Source organism: Ureibacillus sinduriensis BLB-1 = JCM 15800 (genome assembly GCF_000772955.1).
GTDB classification, from domain to species: domain Bacteria; phylum Bacillota; class Bacilli; order Bacillales_A; family Planococcaceae; genus Ureibacillus; species Ureibacillus sinduriensis.
The window spans coordinates 14,416-38,440 of record NZ_JPVO01000036.1 but is presented as its reverse complement, the minus strand read 5'-3'; the positions used below and the strand labels follow the sequence as shown (position 1 = coordinate 38,440).

The 24,025-nt window shown below is 40.2% G+C and carries 18 protein-coding genes, 1 pseudogene and 1 other annotated feature; of the genes and pseudogenes, 6 read left to right on the top strand and 13 right to left on the bottom strand.

Annotation, left to right across the window (positions count from 1 at the left end; translation table 11 throughout):
* Window positions 1-172 precede the first annotated feature (172 nt).
* Window positions 173-1,108, bottom strand: a complete 936-nt coding sequence (gene glsA / locus CD33_RS02295; RefSeq protein WP_052129904.1) for a glutaminase A — start codon at window positions 1,106-1,108, stop codon at window positions 173-175.
* Window positions 1,109-1,517: 409 nt separating this feature from the next.
* Here glsA and CD33_RS02290 point away from each other — a divergent pair.
* Window positions 1,518-2,349: pseudogene (locus CD33_RS02290) on the top strand (manganese catalase).
* A 146-nt stretch (window positions 2,350-2,495) separates the two neighbouring features.
* Here CD33_RS02290 and CD33_RS20395 read toward each other — a convergent pair.
* Together CD33_RS20395 and tyrS are read right to left on the bottom strand one after the other, a co-directional pair.
* Window positions 2,496-2,669: a hypothetical protein gene (locus CD33_RS20395; protein WP_176400139.1), complete on the bottom strand. Its 174-nt coding sequence runs from the start codon at window positions 2,667-2,669 to the stop codon at window positions 2,496-2,498.
* A 99-nt stretch (window positions 2,670-2,768) separates the two neighbouring features.
* Window positions 2,769-4,037, bottom strand: a complete 1,269-nt coding sequence (gene tyrS, locus CD33_RS02285; protein ID WP_036197777.1) for a tyrosine--tRNA ligase — start codon at window positions 4,035-4,037, stop codon at window positions 2,769-2,771.
* A gap of 142 nt (window positions 4,038-4,179) precedes the next feature.
* Window positions 4,180-4,397 (bottom strand) — a binding site (T-box leader).
* A 115-nt stretch (window positions 4,398-4,512) separates the two neighbouring features.
* Between tyrS and CD33_RS02280 the strand changes: the two genes are divergently transcribed.
* The gene (locus CD33_RS02280) at window positions 4,513-7,533 is read left to right on the top strand and encodes a transglycosylase domain-containing protein (protein ID WP_036197794.1); all 3,021 of its coding nucleotides are present in this window, start codon (window positions 4,513-4,515) and stop codon (window positions 7,531-7,533) included.
* A gap of 83 nt (window positions 7,534-7,616) precedes the next feature.
* On the opposite strand, the gene argD is transcribed toward CD33_RS02280, so the two are convergent.
* From argD to acsA, 5 genes are all read right to left on the bottom strand, one after another.
* Window positions 7,617-8,768: an acetylornithine transaminase gene (gene argD, locus CD33_RS02275; protein ID WP_036197792.1), complete on the bottom strand. Its 1,152-nt coding sequence runs from the start codon at window positions 8,766-8,768 to the stop codon at window positions 7,617-7,619.
* A 40-nt stretch (window positions 8,769-8,808) separates the two neighbouring features.
* Entirely contained in the window at window positions 8,809-9,600 is a 792-nt protein-coding gene (gene argB, locus CD33_RS02270; protein ID WP_036197775.1) for an acetylglutamate kinase, read from the bottom strand.
* Window positions 9,563-10,825: a bifunctional glutamate N-acetyltransferase/amino-acid acetyltransferase ArgJ gene (argJ, locus tag CD33_RS02265; RefSeq protein WP_176400140.1), complete on the bottom strand. Its 1,263-nt coding sequence runs from the start codon at window positions 10,823-10,825 to the stop codon at window positions 9,563-9,565. The genes argB and argJ overlap by 38 nt, the downstream gene beginning before the upstream one ends.
* Window positions 10,803-11,837 carry an N-acetyl-gamma-glutamyl-phosphate reductase gene (argC, locus tag CD33_RS02260; RefSeq protein WP_036197771.1) on the bottom strand — a complete coding sequence of 345 codons (1,035 nt, stop codon included), beginning with the start codon at window positions 11,835-11,837 and terminating at the stop codon, window positions 10,803-10,805. Before argC ends, argJ begins: the two co-directional genes overlap by 23 nt.
* A 305-nt stretch (window positions 11,838-12,142) precedes the next feature.
* Entirely contained in the window at window positions 12,143-13,870 is a 1,728-nt protein-coding gene (gene acsA, locus CD33_RS02255) for an acetate--CoA ligase (protein ID WP_036197769.1), read from the bottom strand.
* Between the two features lie 286 nt (window positions 13,871-14,156).
* Here acsA and CD33_RS02250 point away from each other — a divergent pair, with 286 nt between their 5' ends.
* From CD33_RS02250 to CD33_RS02240, 3 genes are read left to right on the top strand one after another with little or no spacing between them, the layout of a single operon-like run.
* Window positions 14,157-14,789, top strand: a complete 633-nt coding sequence (locus tag CD33_RS02250) for a GNAT family N-acetyltransferase (RefSeq protein ID WP_036197767.1) — start codon at window positions 14,157-14,159, stop codon at window positions 14,787-14,789.
* 21 nt (window positions 14,790-14,810) lie between these two features.
* Entirely contained in the window at window positions 14,811-15,461 is a 651-nt protein-coding gene (locus tag CD33_RS02245; protein ID WP_036197790.1) for an acetoin utilization AcuB family protein, read from the top strand.
* The gene (locus tag CD33_RS02240) at window positions 15,458-16,615 is read left to right on the top strand and encodes an acetoin utilization protein AcuC (protein WP_036197765.1); all 1,158 of its coding nucleotides are present in this window, start codon (window positions 15,458-15,460) and stop codon (window positions 16,613-16,615) included. The genes CD33_RS02245 and CD33_RS02240 overlap by 4 nt, the downstream gene beginning before the upstream one ends.
* A 119-nt stretch (window positions 16,616-16,734) precedes the next feature.
* On the opposite strand, the gene ccpA is transcribed toward CD33_RS02240, so the two are convergent.
* On the bottom strand, window positions 16,735-17,733 hold the full coding sequence (gene ccpA, locus CD33_RS02235; protein WP_036197763.1) for a catabolite control protein A: 999 nt from the start codon (window positions 17,731-17,733) through the stop codon (window positions 16,735-16,737).
* Window positions 17,734-17,911: 178 nt separating this feature from the next.
* Window positions 17,912-18,997, bottom strand: a complete 1,086-nt coding sequence (locus CD33_RS02230; protein ID WP_036197761.1) for a bifunctional 3-deoxy-7-phosphoheptulonate synthase/chorismate mutase — start codon at window positions 18,995-18,997, stop codon at window positions 17,912-17,914.
* Between the two features lie 176 nt (window positions 18,998-19,173).
* On the opposite strand from CD33_RS02230, the gene pilM reads away from it, so the two are divergent.
* Window positions 19,174-21,345, top strand: coding sequence for a pilus assembly protein PilM (gene pilM, locus CD33_RS02225; protein ID WP_036197760.1), 2,172 nt, complete (start codon window positions 19,174-19,176; stop codon window positions 21,343-21,345).
* Between the two features lie 100 nt (window positions 21,346-21,445).
* Here the strand turns inward: pilM and CD33_RS02220 are convergent, their stop codons facing one another.
* The 3 genes from CD33_RS02220 to murC all read right to left on the bottom strand — a co-directional run bounded on the left by CD33_RS02220 (window position 21,446) and on the right by murC (window position 23,815).
* Window positions 21,446-21,904 (bottom strand): YtxH domain-containing protein, encoded by a 459-nt coding sequence (locus CD33_RS02220; protein WP_036197758.1) that lies wholly within the window; start codon window positions 21,902-21,904, stop codon window positions 21,446-21,448.
* 18 nt (window positions 21,905-21,922) lie between these two features.
* The gene (locus tag CD33_RS02215; RefSeq protein ID WP_036197757.1) at window positions 21,923-22,408 is read right to left on the bottom strand and encodes a DUF948 domain-containing protein; all 486 of its coding nucleotides are present in this window, start codon (window positions 22,406-22,408) and stop codon (window positions 21,923-21,925) included.
* Window positions 22,409-22,498: 90 nt separating this feature from the next.
* Window positions 22,499-23,815, bottom strand: coding sequence for a UDP-N-acetylmuramate--L-alanine ligase (gene murC, locus CD33_RS02210; RefSeq protein WP_036197754.1), 1,317 nt, complete (start codon window positions 23,813-23,815; stop codon window positions 22,499-22,501).
* Window positions 23,816-24,025 lie beyond the last annotated feature (210 nt).

The window sequence follows — 24,025 nt, the reverse complement described above, 5'->3', positions numbered from 1 at the left end:
TGTTCTATTCATCTCTTCACTCGACTGCCCGCCTTGTCTGCCAAGCGTTTTCAAGACAGTCTAGGTAATTTTTTATTGAAGGAAATAGCCTAAAAAAACGCGTAGACAAAGTCGAAGATCGACTTTGTCTACACTCTGAAGCCACTCTTTTAAGTGGTTTTATCTCGTTCTACTAAAATACACTTAAATTGTAATGCTCCGAAATTCTCTGTAAAAAGTCCATTCCTTTGACGCTATTTCCGATTTCATCAATCATTGGACTGAATACGCCGATTCCCATTCGGCCTTGTAAATGTTCGATTTGACCATTTTGGACGGTACATAATACGCCTCCGGACACCCCACTTTTCATCGGGATTCCGATTGTTGCCGCATATTTACCGGATGCATTATATAGGCCGCACGTCATCATAAGTGCTTTTGTATAGCGGGCTGTTTTTCGGGTGATGAGATTTTTATTTTCCGTTACCGTTAACAGTAAACCGTCAGTGGCGATAAATAAACCGAGTCTCGCCAAATCTTCTGTCGTTAATTCAATCGAGCAAAGTTGTAGATACGTCTCTAACGCTTCCTCTACCGTACCCCGTAGATAATCGTTTGCTTTTAAATAGTTGGCAATTGCTCGGTTACGATAAGCCGTTTCCATCTCTGATTTGAAAACTTCTTGATTTACCGAATGTTCCCTTCCTGTTACTTGGCTAATAAAATCTGTGACCGACTTCACTCGCGCTTCAACAGTATCCCCAGGTAACAAAGAAGCGACCGTTATCGCTCCGGCATTAATCATCGGGTTAAAGGGCTTTCCTTTTTCAGCGACTTCCAGGCGCACAATGGAGTTAAACGGATCCCCAGTAGGCTCCACATCCACTTTTTCAAGTACTTGATCAATTCCTAAACTATCTGCTGCTACTATAAAACTCATTACCTTGGATATACTTTGCAAGGTTAATACACCTTTGAAATCTCCAAATGTTAATACTTCACCTTTTTCATCAATTATGTACACTGCAAATAAGTTTTTCGACTGGTTTGCTAAAGCGGGAATATAATCTGCTAAATGTCCCTTTTCTGGCGCACTTATTACTGCTTCAAAAATAGATTGTATCACGGTATACACCCCTGTATTGACTTTCTTTTATAATTGAATATGTATGCTTGAAACTTTAAGTTTTCAGGCATATTACTTTTTTGACTGTATTAAAGACAGACAGTTTCTCATTAAATCCTTCTGCCTTTACCTTTAAACCTTACTAATAATATCATCCCCTCTCATGTATATCTACATTCATAAAAGCAATTTGATATTTCTTATTTAATGACGGAAATTTGGGCATACAAATTATAGAAGTGAACTCAACAACGAACAAACGTTATCCTTTTGATGTTTCATAAAGACGGTGGATATATAATAATCATAAAACAAGAGGTTATTTTGCACTTTCATTCAAAATCATTGAAGGAACACTTATTATCAATAGGCATATTTTATTGTTAGTGAAAATAAGGAGTGTGAAAGTATGTTTTACCATATTAAAGAATTGCAATATCATGCAAAGCCTGAAAGACCGGATCCAGTTTTTGCAAGAATGCTTCAAGAGGTTTTTGGGTGGCCAATGGGGAGAAATCTCGGTGGCTATGCAATATTTGTTCCAGGGCTGGAATGTAAGAGGGAATGAAAAATATCGTGACCTTTTACTTGATACAGGCACGGAAGAGCTTGCTCATATTGAAATGCTTGCAACGATGATTGCTCGGCTCCTCGAAGGTGCCCCACTGCCAACTTTGGAAGAAGCCGCAAAAAATCCGGTTATCAATGCCATCCTAGGTGGAATGGATCCTCAACATATCATCGTATCAGGTCTTGGTGCGATGCCTGCAGATAGCAATGGCAATCGATGGAAAGCTGATTATATTGTTGCTAGTGGAAATTTATTGACCGATTTCCGCATGAACCTGACAGCAGAATCCCAAGGCCGCCTGCAAGTGGCCAGACTTTATGAGATGACAGATGATAGAGGTGTAAAAGATATGCTGGCTTGGCTTCTGGCTCGCGATACTATGCATCAAAATCAATGGGTCGCTGCCATTAAGGAAATGGAGGCAAAAGAAAATATAGTTGTTCCAAGTACCTTCCCAAGAGAGTTGGAACATCGGGAAGTTTCACATATTTTATTTAATTTCTCTGCTGGAAACGCCAGTGCTCATGGTCGTTGGGCACACGGTCCAAGTATGGACGGCGAAGGCCAATTTAAGTATGTAGAAAAACCTGTGCCATTTGCAGGCAAACCTGTATTGAATCCTGCACCCCCATATCTTTTCAACACTCCTCCCAAGGATTTCAATCATTGATGATCGCACTGATCCTTTACTAAAAAATTCTCCTGCTCAATTCAAATAAATAAAAACCCCGAATAGTCACTTAGGTAAGTGTCACAATTCGGGGTTTTGTATAGATGTTTTTAAACATTACTATACTTTTGTGTGAAAGGCTTTACTTAGCGATTTTCATTGTTGTTGTTGTTTTGATTGTTGTTGTTGTTGTTGTTTCTGTTATTGTTGAGGTCAAAGTTTGCTTCCTCAGCGAACTCCGCGCGGTTGTTGCGGTTATCCGCATCATTGTTTTGACGGTTGTTGCGTTGGTTGTTGTTGTTATTGTTGTTTTGTGCCATGTCTCTCACCTCCACCACATTATTATGAGTAGTATTTATTTTTTTATTCTAAAAAAACAAAAAAACGTCCTAGTCAATTTCAAACTAGGACGTCGCCGATTAATTAAATTTTACCATGTGATATTTTTTCTTTCCTCGTCTGATAATGGCAAACGCATCTTCCAAACGATCATTTCCATCGATTACATAGTCGAGGTCAGCTATTTTGCCGCCGTTCACGGAAATGGCCCCGTTCGTTACATCTTCACGGGCTTGGCGTTTAGAAGAAGAAATTCCAGCTTCCACCAACAAGTCCACTATGTTTTTGTCTTCTTTTGCGAGCTCAACAGAAGGGACTCCTGCAAACGCTACTTTCATCTCTTCGGCAGATAGCGCCTTCAAATCCCCTGAAAATAACGCGCCCGTAATTTTTTCGGCCTGTTCCAAACCGACCTCACCATGGATTAACTTGGTCATTTCCGATGCCAATGTTTTTTGGGCCTTTCGTAAATGCGGTTCTTCTTGCACCGTTACTTCGAGTGCTTCAATTTCTTCTCGGGACAGGAAAGTGAAAATTTTTAAATACTTGATTACATCAGAATCAGCTGTATTTACCCAAAATTGATAGAACTCGTATGGGGATGTTTTTTCAGGATCTAACCAGACAGAACCTCCCGCAGTTTTACCAAATTTTGTACCGTCCGCTTTTGTTACTAATGGTATAGTAATCCCGAAGGCTTTCGTTTCTTCTTCATGTGTTTTTCTGATTACTTCCAGTCCTGTTGTGATATTTCCCCATTGGTCGGATCCACCAACCTGGATTTTCACATTGTAATGATCATATAAGTAGTTGAAATCAAGGCCTTGTATAATTGTGTACGTAAATTCAGTAAACGAAATCCCTGATTCTAAACGGGATGAAATCGTATCTTTTGCCAATAAATAATTCACATTCACCAATTTCCCATAATCACGCAAGAAATCAATTACGCTTAATTTTCCAATCCAGTCATGGTTGTTGACAAGTTGCGCACCATTCTCGACTTCACTAAAATCAAAAATACGCTCCATCTGCGCTTTTAAGCCTGCTACATTACGCGCAATTTGTTCTTCAGTCAATAAATTTCGTTCTGTAGAACGGCCGGATGGATCACCAATCATCCCTGTTGCCCCACCAACTAGCAATACCGGTCGATGTCCAGCTTGTTGGAATCTGCGCAGCGTTAAAAGTGGCACGATATGTCCTATATGCATCGAATCCGCTGTTGGATCCACCCCAACATACAAAGACACCTTTTCTTCATTCAATAATTTCTCCATACCTTCTGCATCAGTTTGTTGGTATAACAAGCCGCGCCATTGTAAATCTTCAATTAAAGGGTTCGTCATTATTTATCCTCCATTCTTATTCTTTGCATTATTTATAATTAATAATTAAATTAAACCAACAAAAAACCTGACTAACACTTACAAAACGTACCTATTCAAAAGTTTTGAAGCATAAAAAAATCCCAACATGCAAAAAAATGCATGCTGGGACGTTAATTAGCTAATTTAACGCGGTACCACCCGGCTTGAAGAAGACATGAATAATGCAAACTTCTTCCACTTTGGAACGTTTTAACGAAAACGTGGCCGTTCAAGCTCCAAGAACGTAATTCGCGTTCACACTATGTCCAGCTCTCACCAACCGCCGGCTCTCTATATCAGGGAGTGAAAACACTACTTCAATCTTATCCTTGCTTGAAAAGTATATTGATAATTCTACTCGATTTAAATTCAATGTCAATATCTATGTTCGCACTATCGTGAATTATGCTATAATAAACGAGATTTTAGGGGGTGACGTTTCGTGAAAGAATGGATGAACAGTTTAATAAAATATATTCGCGAATCAAATGCGAAATTAGATAGATTAGCAACGTCAAAGCAAATGAGCAGAATAAGAATAACCGGCAGCGTTATCTGGAATCTGATTCTCATTTTCCTGATTTTCGCCACTATTGCGGCCGTTTTTGTGGGCGGAATTGGACTTGGATACTTTGCATCACTTGTAAAAGATGACCCACTGATGACAAAAGCGGAAATGAGAGATCAAATCTATAATTATGATGAGACTAGTGAAATCTATTTCGCAGGCGATATTTATATAGGAAAGCTGCGTACCGATTTGGAAAGAAGGGAAACTTCGATTGCCAAGGTTTCTCCTACACTTATCAATGCTGTACTTGCAACGGAAGACGAGTATTTCAATGAACACTATGGTATTGTTCCAAAGGCCGTTTTACGCGGACTTTTCCAGGACATTACAAACTCATCGACTCAAACAGGTGGTTCCACATTAACCCAGCAATTAATTAAAAACCAGATTTTAACGAATGAAGTTTCGTATGAACGAAAAGCTAGAGAAATCCTATTAGCCATTCGTCTAGAGAAATTTATGACCAAGCAGGAAATTATAGAAGCTTATTTGAACATCATTCCTTATGGTCGGAATGCGTCCGGTAAAAACATTGCCGGTGTAGAAACTGCGGCACAAGGGATATTTGGAATATCAGCATCCGAATTAAACTTGGCACAAGCTGCCTATATTGCCGGTATCCCACAAGCACCATTCGCACATACTCCTTTTACAAATAAAGGGGAGATAAAAGATGCAGACGGTTTAAAACCTGGTATAGACCGAATGGAAACGGTACTTAAGCGCATGCTGGCGGTTGGTTACATTACTGAAGAAGAATACAATCAAGCGGTTAATTATGATATTACAAAAGATTTCCGTGAACCGGAACAAGAAGCTACAGATAACTATCCATGGCTTACATACGAACTGGAAGATCGAGCAAAGGCCATCATCGCAAGGATATTGGCAGAAAAGGATGGAATCGATCCTGAACGTTTAGATGAAGAAGAAAACTTGGAAGAAAAATATATGATTCTTGCCGATCGTGATGTGCGCTCAGGTGGTTACAGAATCTATTCGACAATTGATAAAGGAATGTATGATGCAATGCAGGAAGCTGCGCAGAACTTCCAAAGTTATGGCCACACTTTTACAACTACCCAAATCGACGAAGAAACTGGCGAAGAAATTGTGATTGAAGAACCTGTTCAAGTCGGAAGTATCGCCATAGAGAATACGACCGGCAAAATTTTAAGTTTTGTAGGTGGTCGGAAATTCAACTTGGAGCAACAATTCAACTATGCTACACAAGCATACCGTCCAAATGGCTCGACGATGAAACCGTTATTAGTATATGCACCCGCCATCGAGTATGGTGTAATCGGTGCAGGGAGTCCGGTTGTCGATGTGAAGTTTACTCTAGGTTCATATAGCCCTTCCAACTATATCGAAAGTCAGGAATTAGGAATAATTCCCGCTCGTGAAGCTTTGGCAAAATCGCAAAACTTGCCGGCATTACGCTTATATGATTCCATCCGGGATCGAAAGCCTGCGGGTTTTTTAGAGAAAATGGGCTTCACAAAAGTAACGGCTGGAGACTATGAAAACCTATCCGCCGCTATAGGTGGTTTAACTTATGGAACAACCGTAGAAGAAAATACGAATGCATTTGCGACATTTGCGAATGGCGGTCAATTTATCGATGCCTATATGATAGACAGAATTGAAGATCTGGATGGCAATATTATATATAAACATGAAGCCGAACCTGTCCAAGTATTCTCACCCGAGACGTCCTACATGGTGACGGATATGTTGAGGGATGTTTTAGATTACGGTACCGCTACTAAAGCGAATGGTGCATTGAAATTTTCATCTGATTTTGCTGCTAAAACAGGTACAACAAACGAGCATAAAGATGTATGGTTGGTCGGATACAATCCAAACATTTCACTGGGCGTTTGGTTAGGCTATGAGAAAAATAAATCGCTTTATCAATTTAACAACACTTATGGACAACCAAGTACACGTGTTAACTTATTATGGGCACGTTTAATGAATTCCCTATATGATGTGAATCCGGAGTTAGTCGACGCTGCAGGACAATTTGAAAGACCTGCCAATGTCGTTAACGCATCATTTTGTGCTATCTCGGGAGATGCACCTTCATCAGCATGTTCATCAGCAGGTTTAGTTCGTTCTGATTTATTTAACCGAAATGTGTTCTTGCCAAGCAAAGTAGATGAGAGCTTAAGTGCATCCTCATCTGTGTTAATTGATGGTAAAGCATATGTTGCATTGGATTCCACACCGAGAGAATTTGTAATTTCAAGTGGCTCTGGTATTAATGGCAACTTGGCCAGCAGAATGCTTGGTCGTCTGGGGGGAGATCCTTCCAAATTATGGCCAGGTGGCACAAGCAACGTTGTATCCTCTGCGAAGTTCAATGCTGATGGAAGTCCACCACAGGCAGTTACAGCTTCTCAGCAAGGCAATACAATGACTTGGTCCAAATCAGCATCAAATGATGTAATTGGATACCGGGTTTACGATATTACTAATGGCAACCGTTCCCTAGTGGCTACGCTAAGAGATGGCAGTGGCCGTCAAACTGCTATAACAAGCGGCAGATCTTATATAGTTGTAGCTGTTGATATAACTGGGCTGGAGTCGGCTAAATCAAATACAATATCAACAGTAATCGAGACACCGACAGAACCTGTACAACCGCCGGAAAATAATCATCCTCCAGATTCTAACAATGGAAGTGACGGAGCTGAACCTGGCTCTAATGATGGTAATTCCAACGGGAATGGCAATGATGGCTCGAATGGCAATGGAAATGGCAATGATGGCTCGAATGGCAATGGAAATGGAAATGGCAACAATAATGGAAATGGGCCTGGTAACGGCGGTAGTGGTGATGGCAATACACCTGGGGACGGCACAGGTCAAACGCCACCAACAGATACAAATCAATAGCAAGCCTCCGCTTATCTTCATCTCTTCGTTGGAGATAAGCGACAATATTCCCGATGTTGAACGACAAAAAAGCTCAGTCTCAATTAAGAGACCGGGCTTTTTTCGTCCACTAATATCCTCTCCAGTATTTCAACAGCTTTATCTATTTCTTCATATGATACTGTTAACGGCGGCAGAATTCGAAGTACATGAGACCCTGCTGCTACAAGCAACAAACCCTCTTCCTCCGCCTTCTCAACTAAAGCGGCAACTTCTTTTCCACAATCCACCCCCAGCAGTAAACCTTTGCCCCGTACAACAAATTGTCCTGCCGGCAGTGATTTTTCCAATCTATCGAGCAGGTATCGAGATTTTTCTTGCACTTCGTCCAGGAAGGAAGCTTCAAATACATGATCGATTACCGTTTGGGCGACAGCTACCCCTAGAGGATTCCCTCCATAAGTTGTTCCGTGTGAACCGGGGCCTAATGTTTCATATAATTCTTGAGTCCCTAAAATTCCACCAATTGGGAATCCTCCCCCCAATCCTTTTGCCATTGATACAATGTCAGGTTTTAAAGGTGTATGCTCAAAGGCAAAGCGGGTACCAGTACGGCCGATTCCTGTTTGGACTTCATCCACTATAAGCAACACATCACTATTTTCGCAAATTTCATTAATTGCTCGCGCAAATTCATCGGTTATCTCGATAATTCCGCCTTCTCCTTGGATAATTTCCAGCATGATGGCGGCGACTGTATCATCAACTGCTTCTTTGAGTGCATCAACATCATTAAAGGGAAGATAAGTAAACTGATCAACTAACGGGCCAAAACCTTTATGAATCTTTTCTTGTCCAGTGGCGGACATTGCTCCAAAAGTCCGTCCATGGAAAGAATTAATAAAAGTAATAATATGGTTTTTTCCAGTATGTTTTCTGGCCAGCTTAATAGCTGCTTCGTTTGCTTCGGCTCCACTATTGCAAAACAGTGCATGGGCCAAGTGATTATCTTTCACCAAACTCTCCGCTAACGCAACCTGACCCGGACTCTCAAACAAATTGCTTGTATGCCAAATCTTCTCACTTTGTTCGCGGACCGTCTTTACTAATGCTGGATGCGCATGACCTAAACAACAAACGGCAATTCCACTTGTAAAATCGAGATATTCTTTACCGTCAGCATCTTTTACTACAGTACCCTTACCCTCAACAATACTTATCGGTCTTCTAGAATAGTTATTGAATAACGCAGTCATTTTGATTGGCTCCTTTTCCATTTTTTTGGTACAATAGACCTCACTGTTTTGCAAGGGTCTCCTCCAAAGAAGGAACAATGGCAGTTCCCCTCAATCGTTCATCGACAATCTGTACGGATGGCACACCAGCTTTTAGTACCTGTACTGCACCTCGAACCTTAGGGATCATTCCTCCATTTATATGACCTTCATCAATCCATTGATCGATCAATCCCGGAGTTGCTTTTTGTTGATATTGCCCTTCAATCCGTATCCCAGAGACATCTGTTACAAGTAGCAAGCTCTCTGCTCCAATCGCCAATGCCACCTCGCTTGCAACAGTATCTCCATTGATATTAAGTGCCTGGCCGTCAGCTGTTGCACCGACACAGGCAATTACGGGAACTACCTCATTTGAGCACAGGATATCGATAAGTTTCGTATTGACATTGGTTACTTTTCCTACAAATCCATAGGTTTCTTGTTCTAAAAACTCGCTTTGCAGTAATTGGCCATCAATGCCATTCAAGCCTACTGCCAATATTCCCGCTTTATTTAACTCGCCCACCAAAGCAGGATTGACTTTCCCTATCAACGTTGACTGTACTATACTGATCGCTTCCCCATTTGTTACCCGGATTCCATTTAAGACCGAGGAGGCTACATTTTGCTTTTTTAATTCTCTATTAATCGCGGGACCACCGCCGTGGGTTATAATGATATCGTAACCTTCATGTTGCAAACTTTTGAAATTGGAAAAGAAGGCTTTATTTAAGCCTTCCAATGTACTTCCGCCAAGCTTGATGACGATTTTTTTACGAACGGTAGGAAGCATTGATTTGAACGTAGTCATATGTTAAATCGCACCCCCATGCTAATCCTTGGCCTTCACCCAGCCCTAAGGATACGGAAATTTTCACTTCATTTGCTTTTAGAATCTTGATTAATTCTTCCTCTGAAAAAGGTACTGGTTCCCCATTTTCAACCATTAAAGCATTCCCGATTTTTATTGTAATTTTTTCTGGGTCGACAGAGGCGCCACTGTACCCAACGGCTGCAATGATACGCCCCCAGTTTGCATCATTTCCGAAGACTGCAGTTTTAACGAGAGGTGAACCAACGACTGTTTTTGCGATTTTGCGCCCTTCCTCATCAGAGAAAGCACCAACTACTTCCACTTCGATCAATTTAGTTGCACCTTCGCCATCACGAGCAATTGCTTTAGCCAAGTCTTCAGCTACCACTTGCAATGTGCTATAAAAATTATGCCAATCCGGGTGTTCGGGAGTTAAAGTTTCATTTTCCGCTAATCCATTTGCCATGACGATTACCGTATCATTAGTTGATGTATCGCCATCGACTGTTATCGCATTGAATGTTAAGTCCGTGATTTCCGAAAGAGCTGCTTGCAGCACTTCCGATTCAATATTCGCATCCGTGGTAATAAATCCAAGCATTGTCGCCATATTGGGCTCAATCATTCCCGACCCTTTTGCACTACCTGAAATGACTACTTCCTTTCCATCGATCAAAGTACTATATGTTGTATTTTTCATGACTGTATCCGTCGTCAATATTGCCTGTGCGAAATCAATCCCGTGCTCCAATGTTTTCCCTAACTCCAACTTCCCGACACCTGCGCGGATTGGCTCCATTTTCATCATTTCACCAATTACGCCGGTGGAAGCGACACCGATTAGTGAAGGATCAATTCCGAGCTTTAACGCCGCCAAGCTTTGCATTTCGTATGCATCAGCAATCCCTTGTTTACCTGTACAAGCATTTGCATTTCCAGAGTTCACGATTAATGCTTGCATCTTTCCTGTTCGGTAAACTACTTCTTTCGTTACCTTCAACGGTGCAGCTTGTATGGCATTTGTAGTAAATACACCGGCAACACTCGCTGGTACTTCACTTACTAAAAGAGCCAAATCTTTTTTCTTATGCTTAATACCACAATGCATCCCAGCTGCTGCGAATCCTTTCGGTGATACTATATTTTTACTGGATAGTTTTCTGACCTCGTATAATGTATTCAATATATTCCTTCCCCCTTTAAATAAATAACGGAATAACATCCAGACCGAGTGATTGCGGCAGTTCCAACTGAACATTCATGTTCTGGATTGCCTGCCCTGCAGCCCCTTTTACTAAATTGTCTATTACTCCGACAATCGTAGCTCGATTTGTTCTTTCATCCAATTGTACAAATACATCACAGTAGTTCGATCCTTTTACACGGTTCGTTCCGATTGTGGAAACATCTTGCACGACCCGCACAAAAGGATGGTTTTTATATGTGTCCAATAAACAATCGTTCAACTGTTTATTTGTAACGCCAGGCTGTACCGGCGAGTATGAAGTAGCCAATATTCCTCTTGTCATCGGGACAAGGTGTGTGTTGAAAGTGATTGCAGTTTCGCTATCCGCAAACATGGCAATAGCCTGTTCGATTTCCGGAATATGTTGATGTTCATTTACTTTATATATGGAAAAGTTTTCATTCATCTCACTATAGTGTGTGGTTTGGGAAGGCTTGTTTCCTGCACCGGAAACACCACTTTTAGCATCAATTACTAAGTATCGGGGATCGATCAATCGCTCTTTGATTAAAGGTAGTACCGACAATAAAACAGCGGTTGGGTAACAACCCGGGTTGGCTACCAAGCTCGCCGACTTTATATTTTCCTCATTCCATTCAGTAAGCCCATAGACACTTTTCTTCACAATAGATTGCGGTGCCGGTGCTTTTTTGTACCATTTTTCATAAGTGCTTGAATCTTTTAGGCGATAGTCACCCGAAAGATCGATCAACTTCGGACCAATATCAACGAGTGGAGGTAATAATTCACTTGTTACACCGGAAGGAGTACTTGTAAACAAAAAATCGAAGCTAGCCAAAGTTTCGACTTCAATCTTTTGCAATGGTGTATCGTGAATGGATAACAAATGCCCAAATTTCGAAGAAAAAATGGTCCCTTCTTCTGAAGAAGTAAATAATTCTATTCCCCCTACTTCCGGATGATTGTGCAAGAAACGGATCAATTCCAATCCGCCATATCCCGTTGCCCCAATAATTCCAACCTTCAATTAATTCACCCCTTAATCACAGATATCCAAACGCGGAAAATTCTCAGTTAATATATGCATATTCTTCCTTTTATCCGCCTTAATAAAGTTAGTATAATTCTGCATAATTATTTAGTCAACTGTATTTTTATATATTTCCAAAATTTTTAAACCAGAGGAAAAAGGGTACTCTATCATATTTTATATCAGAGCACCCTTAAAACAAATTGTATAAATATTAATATTTTATTAATTATTTGTTAATCATTACCAAGTTTCAACGATAAAAATCATCATTGTACCTATCCAATTATTCAGGTACAAAATCAATCTTCCATTGTCGATAAATCACCTGTTGGCAATTCCAATTCCCATGCTTTCAAAACACGCCGCATAATTTTGCCGCTTCTAGTTTTAGGCAGCTTATCTTTAAATTCAATCTCTCTTGGTGCAGCATGTGCAGCCAATCCAGTTTTGACAAAATTGCGGATATCCTCCGCCAATTCATCGCTGGGCTCTATCCCTTCCCGCAGTGCGATGAACGCTTTAATGACTTCACCCCTTATGGCATCCGGCTTGCCAATTACGCCCGCTTCCACGACATCAGGGTGTTCAAGTATTTTACTTTCTACTTCAAAAGGACCTACTCGTTCACCGGAGGTCATGATGACATCATCGATCCGGCCCTGGAACCAGAAGTATCCGTCCTCGTCTACATAAGCGGAATCTCCTGTTACATACCATTCCTCTTTTAAGAAATAGGACTTGAACCGCTCGGGATTTCCCCAAATCCCTCGCATCATGGATGGCCAACCCCTTCGGATCGCCAAATTGCCCATTGTATATGGTGGAACTTCAATCCCTTCGTCATCAACAATGCTGGCGTAAATGCCAGGTACTGGTTTCCCCATCGACCCTGGCTTAATATCAATGGAAGGATAATTGCAAATAATATGGCCACCAGTTTCGGTCATCCACCAAGTATCATGGATTCTATGACCAAGCTCTTCCATTCCCCAGCGCACTACCTCCGGGTTCAATGGTTCACCTACCGACAGGATATGGCGCAAAGTAGAAAGGTCAAACCTTTCCAATACACCAGTGCCTGCACCCATCAACATTCTGAAGGCTGTAGGTGCACTATACCAAACCGTTACACCGTACCTCTCAATTGCTTCGTACCAATTCTCCGGACTAAAACGTCCCCCGACAATGAGGTTTGTTGCTCCATTTAGCCATGGACCAAAAATACCATATGCAGTACCTGTTACCCATCCGGGGTCTGCAGTGCACCAAAAAATATCTTGCTCATGTAAATCCAGAACCCACTGTGCTGTTTGGTAATGTTGGATCATGGCATTATGGACATGCAAAACTCCTTTTGGCGTGCCTGTTGAACCTGACGTATAATGGAGCAACATCCCATCCTCCAGGTCAACCCACTCGATATCGAAACTACTTGGTGCTTCTTTTATTCGACTTGTAAAGTTTACAATTTTATCACTTTCTTCAATTTGTTCCCCAACGACAAAGATTTTTTCCAAGTGCTGCAGCTTCTCGATCGGCACTCGATTTAGCAGGCTAGGAATAGTTACGAGAACTTTTGCCTCACTGTCCGCTAACCGGTCATAAACGGCCCCTTCCATAAATGCTTCAAACAACGGACCTACAATTACCCCCATTTTTATGGCGCCTAAAAGAGAAAAATACAATTCCGGTGAACGCGGCATAAAAATGAATAAACGGTCTCCCTTTTGTAGGGTAGTGTGCTTTTTAAACACACTTGCAGCCTTGTTCGAAAAACGTTTCATATCATTGAAGGTATAGCTTTCTCTTCGTGATCCGTCATCGAAAATCAATGCCACTTTGTTTTTTCGGGAACTTTCGGCATGCCGGTCAATGGCTTCATATGCAGCATTAACCTTCCCTGTTTCATGCCAGCTAAAAGCAGTTTCTGTTTCTTTCCAATCAAAAGATTCCACCAGCTCATCATAATTTTTCAGTTTGTGATCACCGCTCACAGCCGCTAATCTGTCTGTAATTTTTATCCCCATAAAAATTACCCCTTTCGAATCAATTTCTCCCAAAACCTACAAAATAATAAAAGGATCAAATTTGCAAAATTAAACATTACTTTTATAAACAAACTGATAATCTTTCAATCTATGTACACTAACTGTCGGTATTATAGATTGACATTTATATTTTACAATATTCAGAACATTTTGATATAAAAATTTCCAATTTTGCAATAATTACTGCATTTTTAACAAATAACAGCGATTTTGTGCATTTTTTATCATATAATGAAGATATCAAATTCATGTGGAGCGAATTAGAATGAAACATATTAAAACCTTTTATTCAATAGAGATGGAAACAAGTCATGGGCTAGTCACCATAGAAGGCCCGGTCCCATCTGAACAGTTGGAAAAATATACATTCCATCATGACCTAGTCTCATTTAGACCTCCCGAACAGCAGCAAAAGGCACTAGTTGAAATAGCAAAACTTGAAGAAGGACGAATCATCATTATCCGAAACAACGAAACCGTCGTTGGATATGTCACATACCTCTATCCTGATCCATTGGAGAGGTGGTCCGAAGATCAAATAGAAAATATGATTGAACTCGGTGCGATCGAGGTTATTCCATCTTACCGGGGTTGTGGGGCAGGTAAAAAATTGTTGCATGTGTCATTCATGGATGATGCAATGGAAGATTACTTGGTGATTACTACTGAATACTATTGGCATTGGGATTTAAAAGGAACAGGATTAAATGTATGGGAATATCGAAAAATGATGGAGCGATTGATGAGGAATGTGGATTTTGAATATTACGCAACCGATGACCCCGAAATTACATCCCATCCTGCAAATTGCTTAATGGCCAGAGTCGGTAAACGGGTTAATGATGAAACAATAGAACGTTTTGATCGTTTACGTTTTAAGAATCGCTTCATGTACTAATGGAAAGGCGGAAATAACATGATGATCATTGAAGAGATTATGAATAGGGATATCCATACACTAGGACCTTCCAATACGGTGAAGGATGCGATAAAAATAATGCGGGAAAAGAAAATCAGGCATATTCCGATTGTCGATGAAGAAGAGAAGATAGTCGGAATCATTACTGCACATGACTTAAAAAACATACTCCCTTCCACCATAAAGGATGACTTAAATTTAACAACTTATGAAACCACTCTTGAAAATATCATGGTAAAGAACCCTTTGATTGGACATCCACTGGATTTTATTGAAGAAGTGGCCCTTACACTTTATGAATCCAAAATTAGTTGTCTGCCGATTGTTTCAGGAGGCAGATTAGTTGGCATCGTCACAACAACAGATTTACTTTATACATACATTGAATTGACGGGAGCAAACAAGCCTTCTTCCAAGATTGATATACGAGTAACCGATAAGCCTGGTATTCTATCCGATATTACGGAAATATTTAAAAAGCACCATGCCAATGTCCTAAGTGTATTGGTTTATCCTAGTGCGGATTGTAAAAAAAATAAAATTGTCAGTGTGAGAGTTCAAGTCATTAATCCATTGTCCATCATTGAAGACTTGCGCAAAGAAGGCTTTGATGTATTATGGCCAAACTTGCCCGGAGTCGATGGCCCATGAAAAACGCCGTATTCATTTATTCTCCAGAACAACTTGGATATAAGTTTTCAGAATCGCATCCTTTCAATCATAAACGTCTGCTTTTGACAATCGATTTACTTAAAGAGATCAATGCCTTATCGGACGAGGATATTGTGCCTGCAAGAATTGCAACAGATGAGGAAATCGCTCTAGGACATGACAAAAAGTATATCGACATTGTAAAAAAAGCTGGCCATGGCTTACTGACTCCAGAACAATGTGAAAATTACGGAATCGGCACAGAAGATACCCCCATATTTAGCAATATGCATGAAGCAAGCGCATTATTGGTCGGCAGTACGCTTACGGCAGTTGATTATGTCATGCAAGGTAAAAGCCACCATGCTTTAAATCTCGGCGGTGGGCTTCATCATGGGTTCTTTGGCCGTGCATCCGGATTTTGCATTTACAATGATAGTACTGTCGCCATTCGCTATATGCAAAAAAAATATAACGCCAGGGTTTTATATATAGATACGGATGCTCATCATGGGGATGGGGTTCAATGGGCATTTTATGATGATCCGAATGTATGTACACTTTCCATTCATGAAACGGGACGCTATTTATTTCCCGGTACGGGAAATGTAACGGAGCGTGGCAACGGACAAGGATATGGTACGTCCTTTAATTTCCCACTCGATGCCTTTACTGAAGATGAGAGTTTTCTAGAAATTTATGAACAGGCAATGAAAGAAGTATTTGAGTATTTTAAACCGGATGTTGTGATAACGCAAAATGGCGCAGATGCTCATTACTTTGATCCACTAACCCACCTGTATGGAACGATGAAAATCTATCAAGAGATACCAAGACTTGCCCATAAATTAGCACATGAATATTGTGACGGGAAGTGGATCGCTGTCGGTGGCGGCGGTTATGATATATGGCGCGTTGTTCCCCGGGCTTGGTCCTTTATTTGGACTGAAATGAATGATTTGCCATTACCGACCGGCCAACTCCCAACTAACTGGTTAGAAAAATATCAAGCAGAATCGCCTGTACCCTTTATTCCGACGTGGGAAGATCCAGTTACCTTATATGAACCAATTCCAAGGAAATTGGAAATCAAGGAAAAGAATGCCCAAATGCTGACGAAAGCACTTCATATCATACGATCGGAAAAAAGATAAATTGGCAATGTTACTGTAAAAAAACAACTCGACCTAAATAGGCCGAGTTGTCTTCCGTATTACTGCCATTTTGAATACTTGTACATCTTCACGAGAACGTCAATCGGGTGCATAGAAGATTATTTTACAGAGTTTCTTTTTTCAATTCGGTGAGGAATGATAACGGATTGATCTTCGATATTCTCTTTGTTCATCAATTTTGTCAGTAAACGCATCGCTACAGCTCCGATATCATATAAGGGCAATACAACACTTGTTAGCTGTGGTCGCACCATACGGGCAAGTTTGGAGTCTTCAAAGCTAATGACTTCAATATCATTGGGAACCTGTTTTCCATTATCCTGTGCACCGTGGATCAGGCCAATTGCCAATTCATCACTTCCTGCAAAAAATGCAGTTGGAGGATGCTGCAGTTCACTTAAAGTGTCCCATGCTTCAAGGCCGCTATCATAAGTACCGTCATCCGAAATGATTAGCTGTTCATCTATTTCAAGATTTGCATCTGTTAATGCTTTTTTATATGCCTCAAGTTTGAATCTGGAATTAATGGTATATGCTAGGGGACCTGAAACAAATGCAATGCGTTTATGGCCGTTAGCTATTAACATTTGTACAGCTTCGATAGACGCTTGGAAATAATCGATGTTAACCGAAGGGAAATTGTTCGTTTCATCCACTGAACCGGCAAGCACAATGGGTACAGGAGAATGTTCCATTGACTGATGCAACTTTTCTGTTACTGCATCACTCATCATTACGATACCGTCCACTTGCTTTCCTAACATTGTATCTAATAGATTCAGTTCCTTGTCTTCATTTTGGTCAGAGTTCGCTAAAATAATATTGTAGCGATACATTGTTGCGATATCTTCTATGCCTCGCGCAGCTTCAGCGTATATATTATTGGATATATCAGGGATGATTACCCCAACAGTAGTTGTTTTTTTACTAGCTAATCCACGCGCTACGGCATTCGGTCGATATTCTAAGCGTTCAATAACTTCCAACACTTTTTTTCTGGTAGCAGGTTTTACATTTTGGTTTCCGTTAACTACACGTGACACCGTCGCCATTGAAACATTGGCTTCACGTGCAACATCATAAATCGTTACAGTCAAAGGATACGCCTCCTTTTAAGTCAAATTAATATTTCCATCATACGACAATTTCCATTTCTTTTTCAATATAAAGCCTATATTCTTTAGAAAGAATAAACATTTGTCATATACTTAATAGCAAACAATTAAAATAAGAAGCCCAAAAGTATGTAAAAATACTTTTGGGCTTAAAGTTTTTTTATGCTTTTAACTCATATTGTTTCATGAACTTTTGAATTTCATTGTAGAATGCATCGAATTCCGGGATATCCATTTGTTGTTGAGAATCCGAAAGTGCCACAGATGGATCTGGATGTACTTCAGCCATCACTCCGTCTGCTCCTATCGCAATTGCCGCTTTCGCACAAGGCAATAGTAAATCACGACGGCCTGTCGAATGAGTTACATCAACAAATACAGGTAAATGTGTTTCTTGTTTTAAAATCGGTACAGCGGAAATGTCCAATGTATTACGCGTTGCTTTTTCGTAAGTACGGATTCCGCGCTCGCATAACATGATATTTTCATTTCCTTTTGACATAATATATTCTGCAGCGTGAATAAACTCATCAATTGTAGCTGCTAAACCACGCTTTAATAGAACCGGTTTATTTGTCGATCCCACAGCTTTCAATAATTCAAAGTTTTGCATATTCCGGGCACCAATTTGGATAACATCCACATAATCCAGCGCTTCTTCAATATGGGCTGGAGTTACGATTTCGGTCACAACTGCCAATCCGTATTCTTTCGAGATTTGTTTTAGTATTTTTAGCCCTTCCAAACCTAACCCTTGGAAATCATACGGGGAAGTACGTGGTTTATATGCACCGCCACGAATTAATTTTAACCCTTTTGATTGAATTGATGCTGCAACAGCCGCAACTTGTTCATATGACTCTACTGAACATGGACCAAACACGAATGTCGGGCTGCCTGTTCCTACAGTTTCGCCATTGATCTCGACTACTGTATCCTCTGATTTTTTCTTGCGTGAGACAAGTAGTTCTTTTTTCTTATCCGCCTCTAGTTGCTTTAATGCTGTCTTGAATATTTGCTTAAATATATAATCTACCGTCATTTGATTCAACGGACCTTTATTGTGCTCTTTTAAAAGGTTTAACATATGGCGCTCACGAAGAGGATCATATCGGTTAACACCTTGTTTTCCCTTAATTTTGCCAATCTCATCTACAATCTCTGCTCGTTCGTTAATTAAACGTAGGATTTCTATGTTTAATTCGTCTATCTGACCTCGTAATGCTTCTAAATTTTGCTCACTCATTTCATTTCTCCTCTCCTTTTCTGTATGCTAGCCTTTTGAAGAACATCAAAATGTATGGTACATTTGAAGTTATTAATCATATTATAATCAACTAATTTCAAATTGTCACGCTTTTTTCTTTAGCGATTCAACTCGCTAAAGTATATTGAAAATTTCCTTGAAAGGAAGCGATTTCACTGGGTTCAAAATTATTTGCTTTAGATATTGGAACACGCTCAGTCGTCGGCATCATTCTAGAAGAGCATAACGACCATTTTCACGTAAAGGACATTCTTGTAAAAGAACATAGAGAGCGGGCGATGGTAGACGGACAAATACATAACGTTTTATATGTTGCAGATTTAATTAAAGAAATCAAAAGTGAACTCGAAGCTACTTATGGCCCTTTATCAAAAGTTAGTGTGGCTGCTGCTGGACGTGCTTTAAAAACAGAGCAGGCTTCTAGTACGGTCAATATTAAGAATCGCCCCATGTTTACAGAAGAAGATGTTGGCCGTCTTGAGCTGCAGGCTGTTCAACAAGCGCAGGCAAAACTGCTCTCTTCAAAGCAGGATGAAAATATAAACCATTATTATTGTGTTGGGTATTCCGTCTTGTTTTATAGACTTGATGGAGAGGAAATCGGCAGTTTGGTAGACCAGCAAGGCGATGAAGCAACAGTTGAAGTGATTGCAACTTTTTTGCCAAGAGTTGTTGTAGAATCATTGCTTGCTGCTTTAAAACGAGCCGAGCTGGAAATGGAAGCATTAACCCTGGAGCCGATAGCTGCGATTAATGTCCTTATTCCACCGTCAATGAGACGGTTAAATGTCGCTTTGGTGGATATCGGTGCCGGCACTTCTGATATTGCCATAACCGACAAAGGGACGATCGTTGCATATGGTATGGTGCCAACTGCCGGTGATGAAATCACTGAGGCATTAAGTGATCACTATCTGCTTGATTTCCCTGTCGCCGAAATTGCAAAGCGGCAATTATCCACGGAAGAAAATGTCGTTATTTCGGATATCCTTGGTTTCGAGCAAACGTACCCAAAAGAAGAAGTTGTCAAGGCTATCCATCATTCTGTCCAATCTCTTGCCCAGGCGATTGGCAGTGAATTATTAAGATTGAACAATCAAACTCCTCCCAAAGCTGTGATGCTCGTCGGAGGTGGTAGTTTGACACCAAATTTGCCAAGTGAATTGAGCAAATTTTTGGATCTCCCTGAAAACCGGATAGCTGTTCGGGGAATTGATGCGATACAAAACTTGACAAAGGAGGAGTCGATTCCGACAACTCCTGAGCTCGTGACGCCAATAGGAATTGCGATAGCTGCACGGAAAGCACCTATACAATATATGTCGGTAACCGTAAATGAACAGGTTGTAAGACTATTCGAGCTAAAAGAAATGACGGTCGCAGATGCTTTCCTATCAGCAAATATACGGGCAAAACAGCTTTATGGAAAGCCAGGCGAAGGGATTGCCATTACAGTAAACAATCAGGATATCCTGATTCCCGGCGGGCATGGCCAGCCTGCAACAATCCTTGTAAATGGTGAGCAAGCTTCTACGAAAACAAAGATAAAAAACGGGGATGTTATCTCATTGATTGAAGGGCAAGATGGGGAAAATGCTAAAGCTACTGTCCGGGATATAGTGGATGAAGCTCTAATCAAACATGTGACTATCCAAAATATATCTTATACAATTGAGCCAATCGTTAAAATAAACAATAAAATATGTTCGGTTGATCAAGTGCTCACGGACAGCGATTCACTTATCGTTGAAACCATTGAGACAGTGGAAGAGTTACTTAAACATACTAATCATGCAGACTTGCTGGAAAGATTGAATGCATTCTATCTAACAATTGATGGAAAACCGGTTTTCTTTCCTGAATTTTCTTCAAAGCTACTACTGAATGGTAAACTTTGCAAACCAGCATATCCATTTAAAAACGGGGATGCAATTAGTATCGAGGAGTGTGCAAGTCCTACAGTGGAAATGATTGCGAATAAGCTCGATTTGACGCTAGAGGAGAAGATCGTCGTGTCCTTCCAGCAAGAAACTTTGGAGTTGAAAAAGCAATGCAGAGAAGTGATGCAAAATGAAGTTGCCGTTTCTGCTTCACATACCGTTTCAAATGGATCTTCCATTTCAATTGTTGAAAAGGATACAAATCGATGGATTTACCAGGATGTTTTCCGTTTTTCCAATTGGCAGTTGCCACTTGATTTTAAAGGGCAATTTACGATATTAAGAAATGGAATGCCTTCCTCATTCGATGAGGAGATTTTTGGGGGCGATCAACTCGAAATTATTTTAATCGAACAACCAATACAGCACAATTCGATTGATAAGTAACAGAGTTTTATTGTTCATTGTTCAAAAGCCGAAATGAAACAAAAAGCCAAAACAAAACCAGGTGGGAAAACAGTTTGTTTTTCCACCTGGTTTTATTTTACTAAATAGAAGAAGGTCTCGAGGCTTCTGAAATATCTACACCTTCATAAGTTTCGTTTTCCAATGGTTCTTCCCCTTCGTATGAAACTGTACCGTCATCAAATACGGTTGGAACCTTTGATGTTTTATATTTCACTTTATCAACAAGCTGAGTAGATTGTTCTTTTAACTGGTTGGAAATTTGAACAGTTTTCTCTTTTGCTGTGGATGATAAGGAGACACTTCGATCCTTGATCATCTCAGCTTGACTTGCAACATCACTGCGCAAATCTTTGCCTGTTTTAGGTGCAAGCAATAAACCAGCTGCTGCTCCAACAATTCCGCCTACTAGTGCTCCAATAACAAAATCTTTCATATTCACCGACTCCTCCTCGTACATTGCATCTGTTCCTGTATAAACTTGAGGTAAATTGGGTAATTCATTTTTTACTTCGTTATAGTTTGGTTTTTCCCCTGCCATTTCCAAAACATCCCCTTTTTATGTTCTACGCTTAAATTTAGAAGATTTCTTTACGATTTCTTCCGTAGCCCCATCCACATCTGTTTGATCGATCGTTTTGCGTTGTTTCCATTTATCGGCAATTTCCATTGCCACATTACCCCATTGGACTACTTGTGCTATTTTCTCTTCATTTTTTCTTACTTCCGATGATATGGATGTAGTAATTTGGTTAATGGATGTATTTAAACCATTTACTGAAACCCCGATATTTTTTACGGCATCAACAACAGTATTCAGCTTTTCCGATTTTTCCGTAATGTCTTCTGCAAGCGTGTTCGTTTTTGCTAATAGGGAGGTTGTCTCACGAGTAATCCCTTCCATTTGCCCTTCAATACCGGCAATCGTTCCTGCTATGCTGTTCAAAGTATTTTTCAACCCAAATAGTGTCATTCCCACACTAATACATAATACTAAAAATCCAATTGCAGCAAGTAATGCCGAGATGTATAAAATAATTTCCATAAAATAACCTCCTACGTCTACTACTTCCTATTATTCGACAAATCTTGAGCGATTCCTTCCGTCTAGAAAAAACAGCCTAAACTTAGGCGTTTAAGCTGTTTCTTCATTGTCTTCCAATACATTCTCAAATGCATTTTGGTATTTATTGACATCTCCGGCACCCATGAACAAGAAAACAGCATCACTATGTTCTTTTAAACGTTCAATTTTATCCAATTGTAGAATATCACTATTCGTTATTAAGGCTTGTAAATCTTCAATTGATAAAGCTCCCTGTTTTTCACGGGCCGAACCGAAAATATCACATAAATATACTGCATCCGCTTTCGACAAGCTATCGGCAAACTCCTGCAAAAATGCAGCGGTACGGCTGAATGTATGAGGTTGAAAAACAGCTATAATTTGTCGGTCAGGATATTTTTGACGTGCTGATTGTATTGTTGCCTTTATTTCGGTTGGATGATGTGCATAATCATCTACAAGTACACTATTCCCAATTTTCGTCTCTGTGAAACGTCTTTTTACACCACTATAAGTTCGGAGTCGTTCTTGAACCAATTGTGCCGGAATTCCTTCGTAATGAGATAGGGAAATAACAGCAAGTGCATTTAAAACCGTATGGTCACCATAGAGAGGAATAAAGAATTTATCATAATATTCATTGCGAACATAAACTTCAAATATTGTACCCTCTGTTGATTTTTCAATATTTCTTGCTTCAAAATCGTTATGTGCCCCAAATCCATAATAGACTACAGGAACATTTGCTTGGATTTGTTGAAGGTGCTCATCGTCTCCACATGCGATAATCGCCTTATTCACTTGGAGTGCCAGCTCCTGGAATGCCGAATAGACATCCTCGATACCCGAAAAATAGTCAGGATGGTCGAAGTCGATATTCAACATCACTGCATAATCTGGATGATAAGCTAAAAAATGACGTCGATACTCGCAAGCTTCCAAAACAAAAAAGCTTGCATCCTCTTTACCGGAACCAGTGCCATCACCGATCAAGAATGATGTTGGCATGAAGCCAGCTATCACATGGCTCATCAGCCCGGTTGTCGACGTTTTCCCATGTGCTCCAGTAATAGCGATTGATGTATAACGATTGATATAATCGCCCAAAAATTTGTGGTAGCGGATAACTTCCACTCCCAGTTCCTTAGCACGGACAATTTCCGGGTGCTCATCCGGGAATGCATTACCGGCAATAACAGTCATGCCTTCTTTAATATTGTCAGCGCTAAAAGGCAAAATCGTAATATTTCGATCTCTTAGCGGTTTTTCTGTAAAATAGTAAGTTTCATAATCAGAACCTTGAACTTCTTCTCCTGAATCAAATAAAATTTGAGCCAGTGAACTCATGCCTGAACCTTTAATTCCTGTAAAATGATAAAATGTCATATTTTAAACCTCCTGGGATCCACAGGTCCCTATGAATGAACGTTTGTAATTAGAGTTAGTTTGTGCCAATTAAACAAAACTTACCCCATTATAGCATTATTTTTAGTAAAGAATATTGTAAAATATCTTTATTTATCTATTCATTCACTCATTTATTCGTATTTTTAATTTTGGTTAGAAAATGATCGAACGCTGTGTGCTTCAACTTTT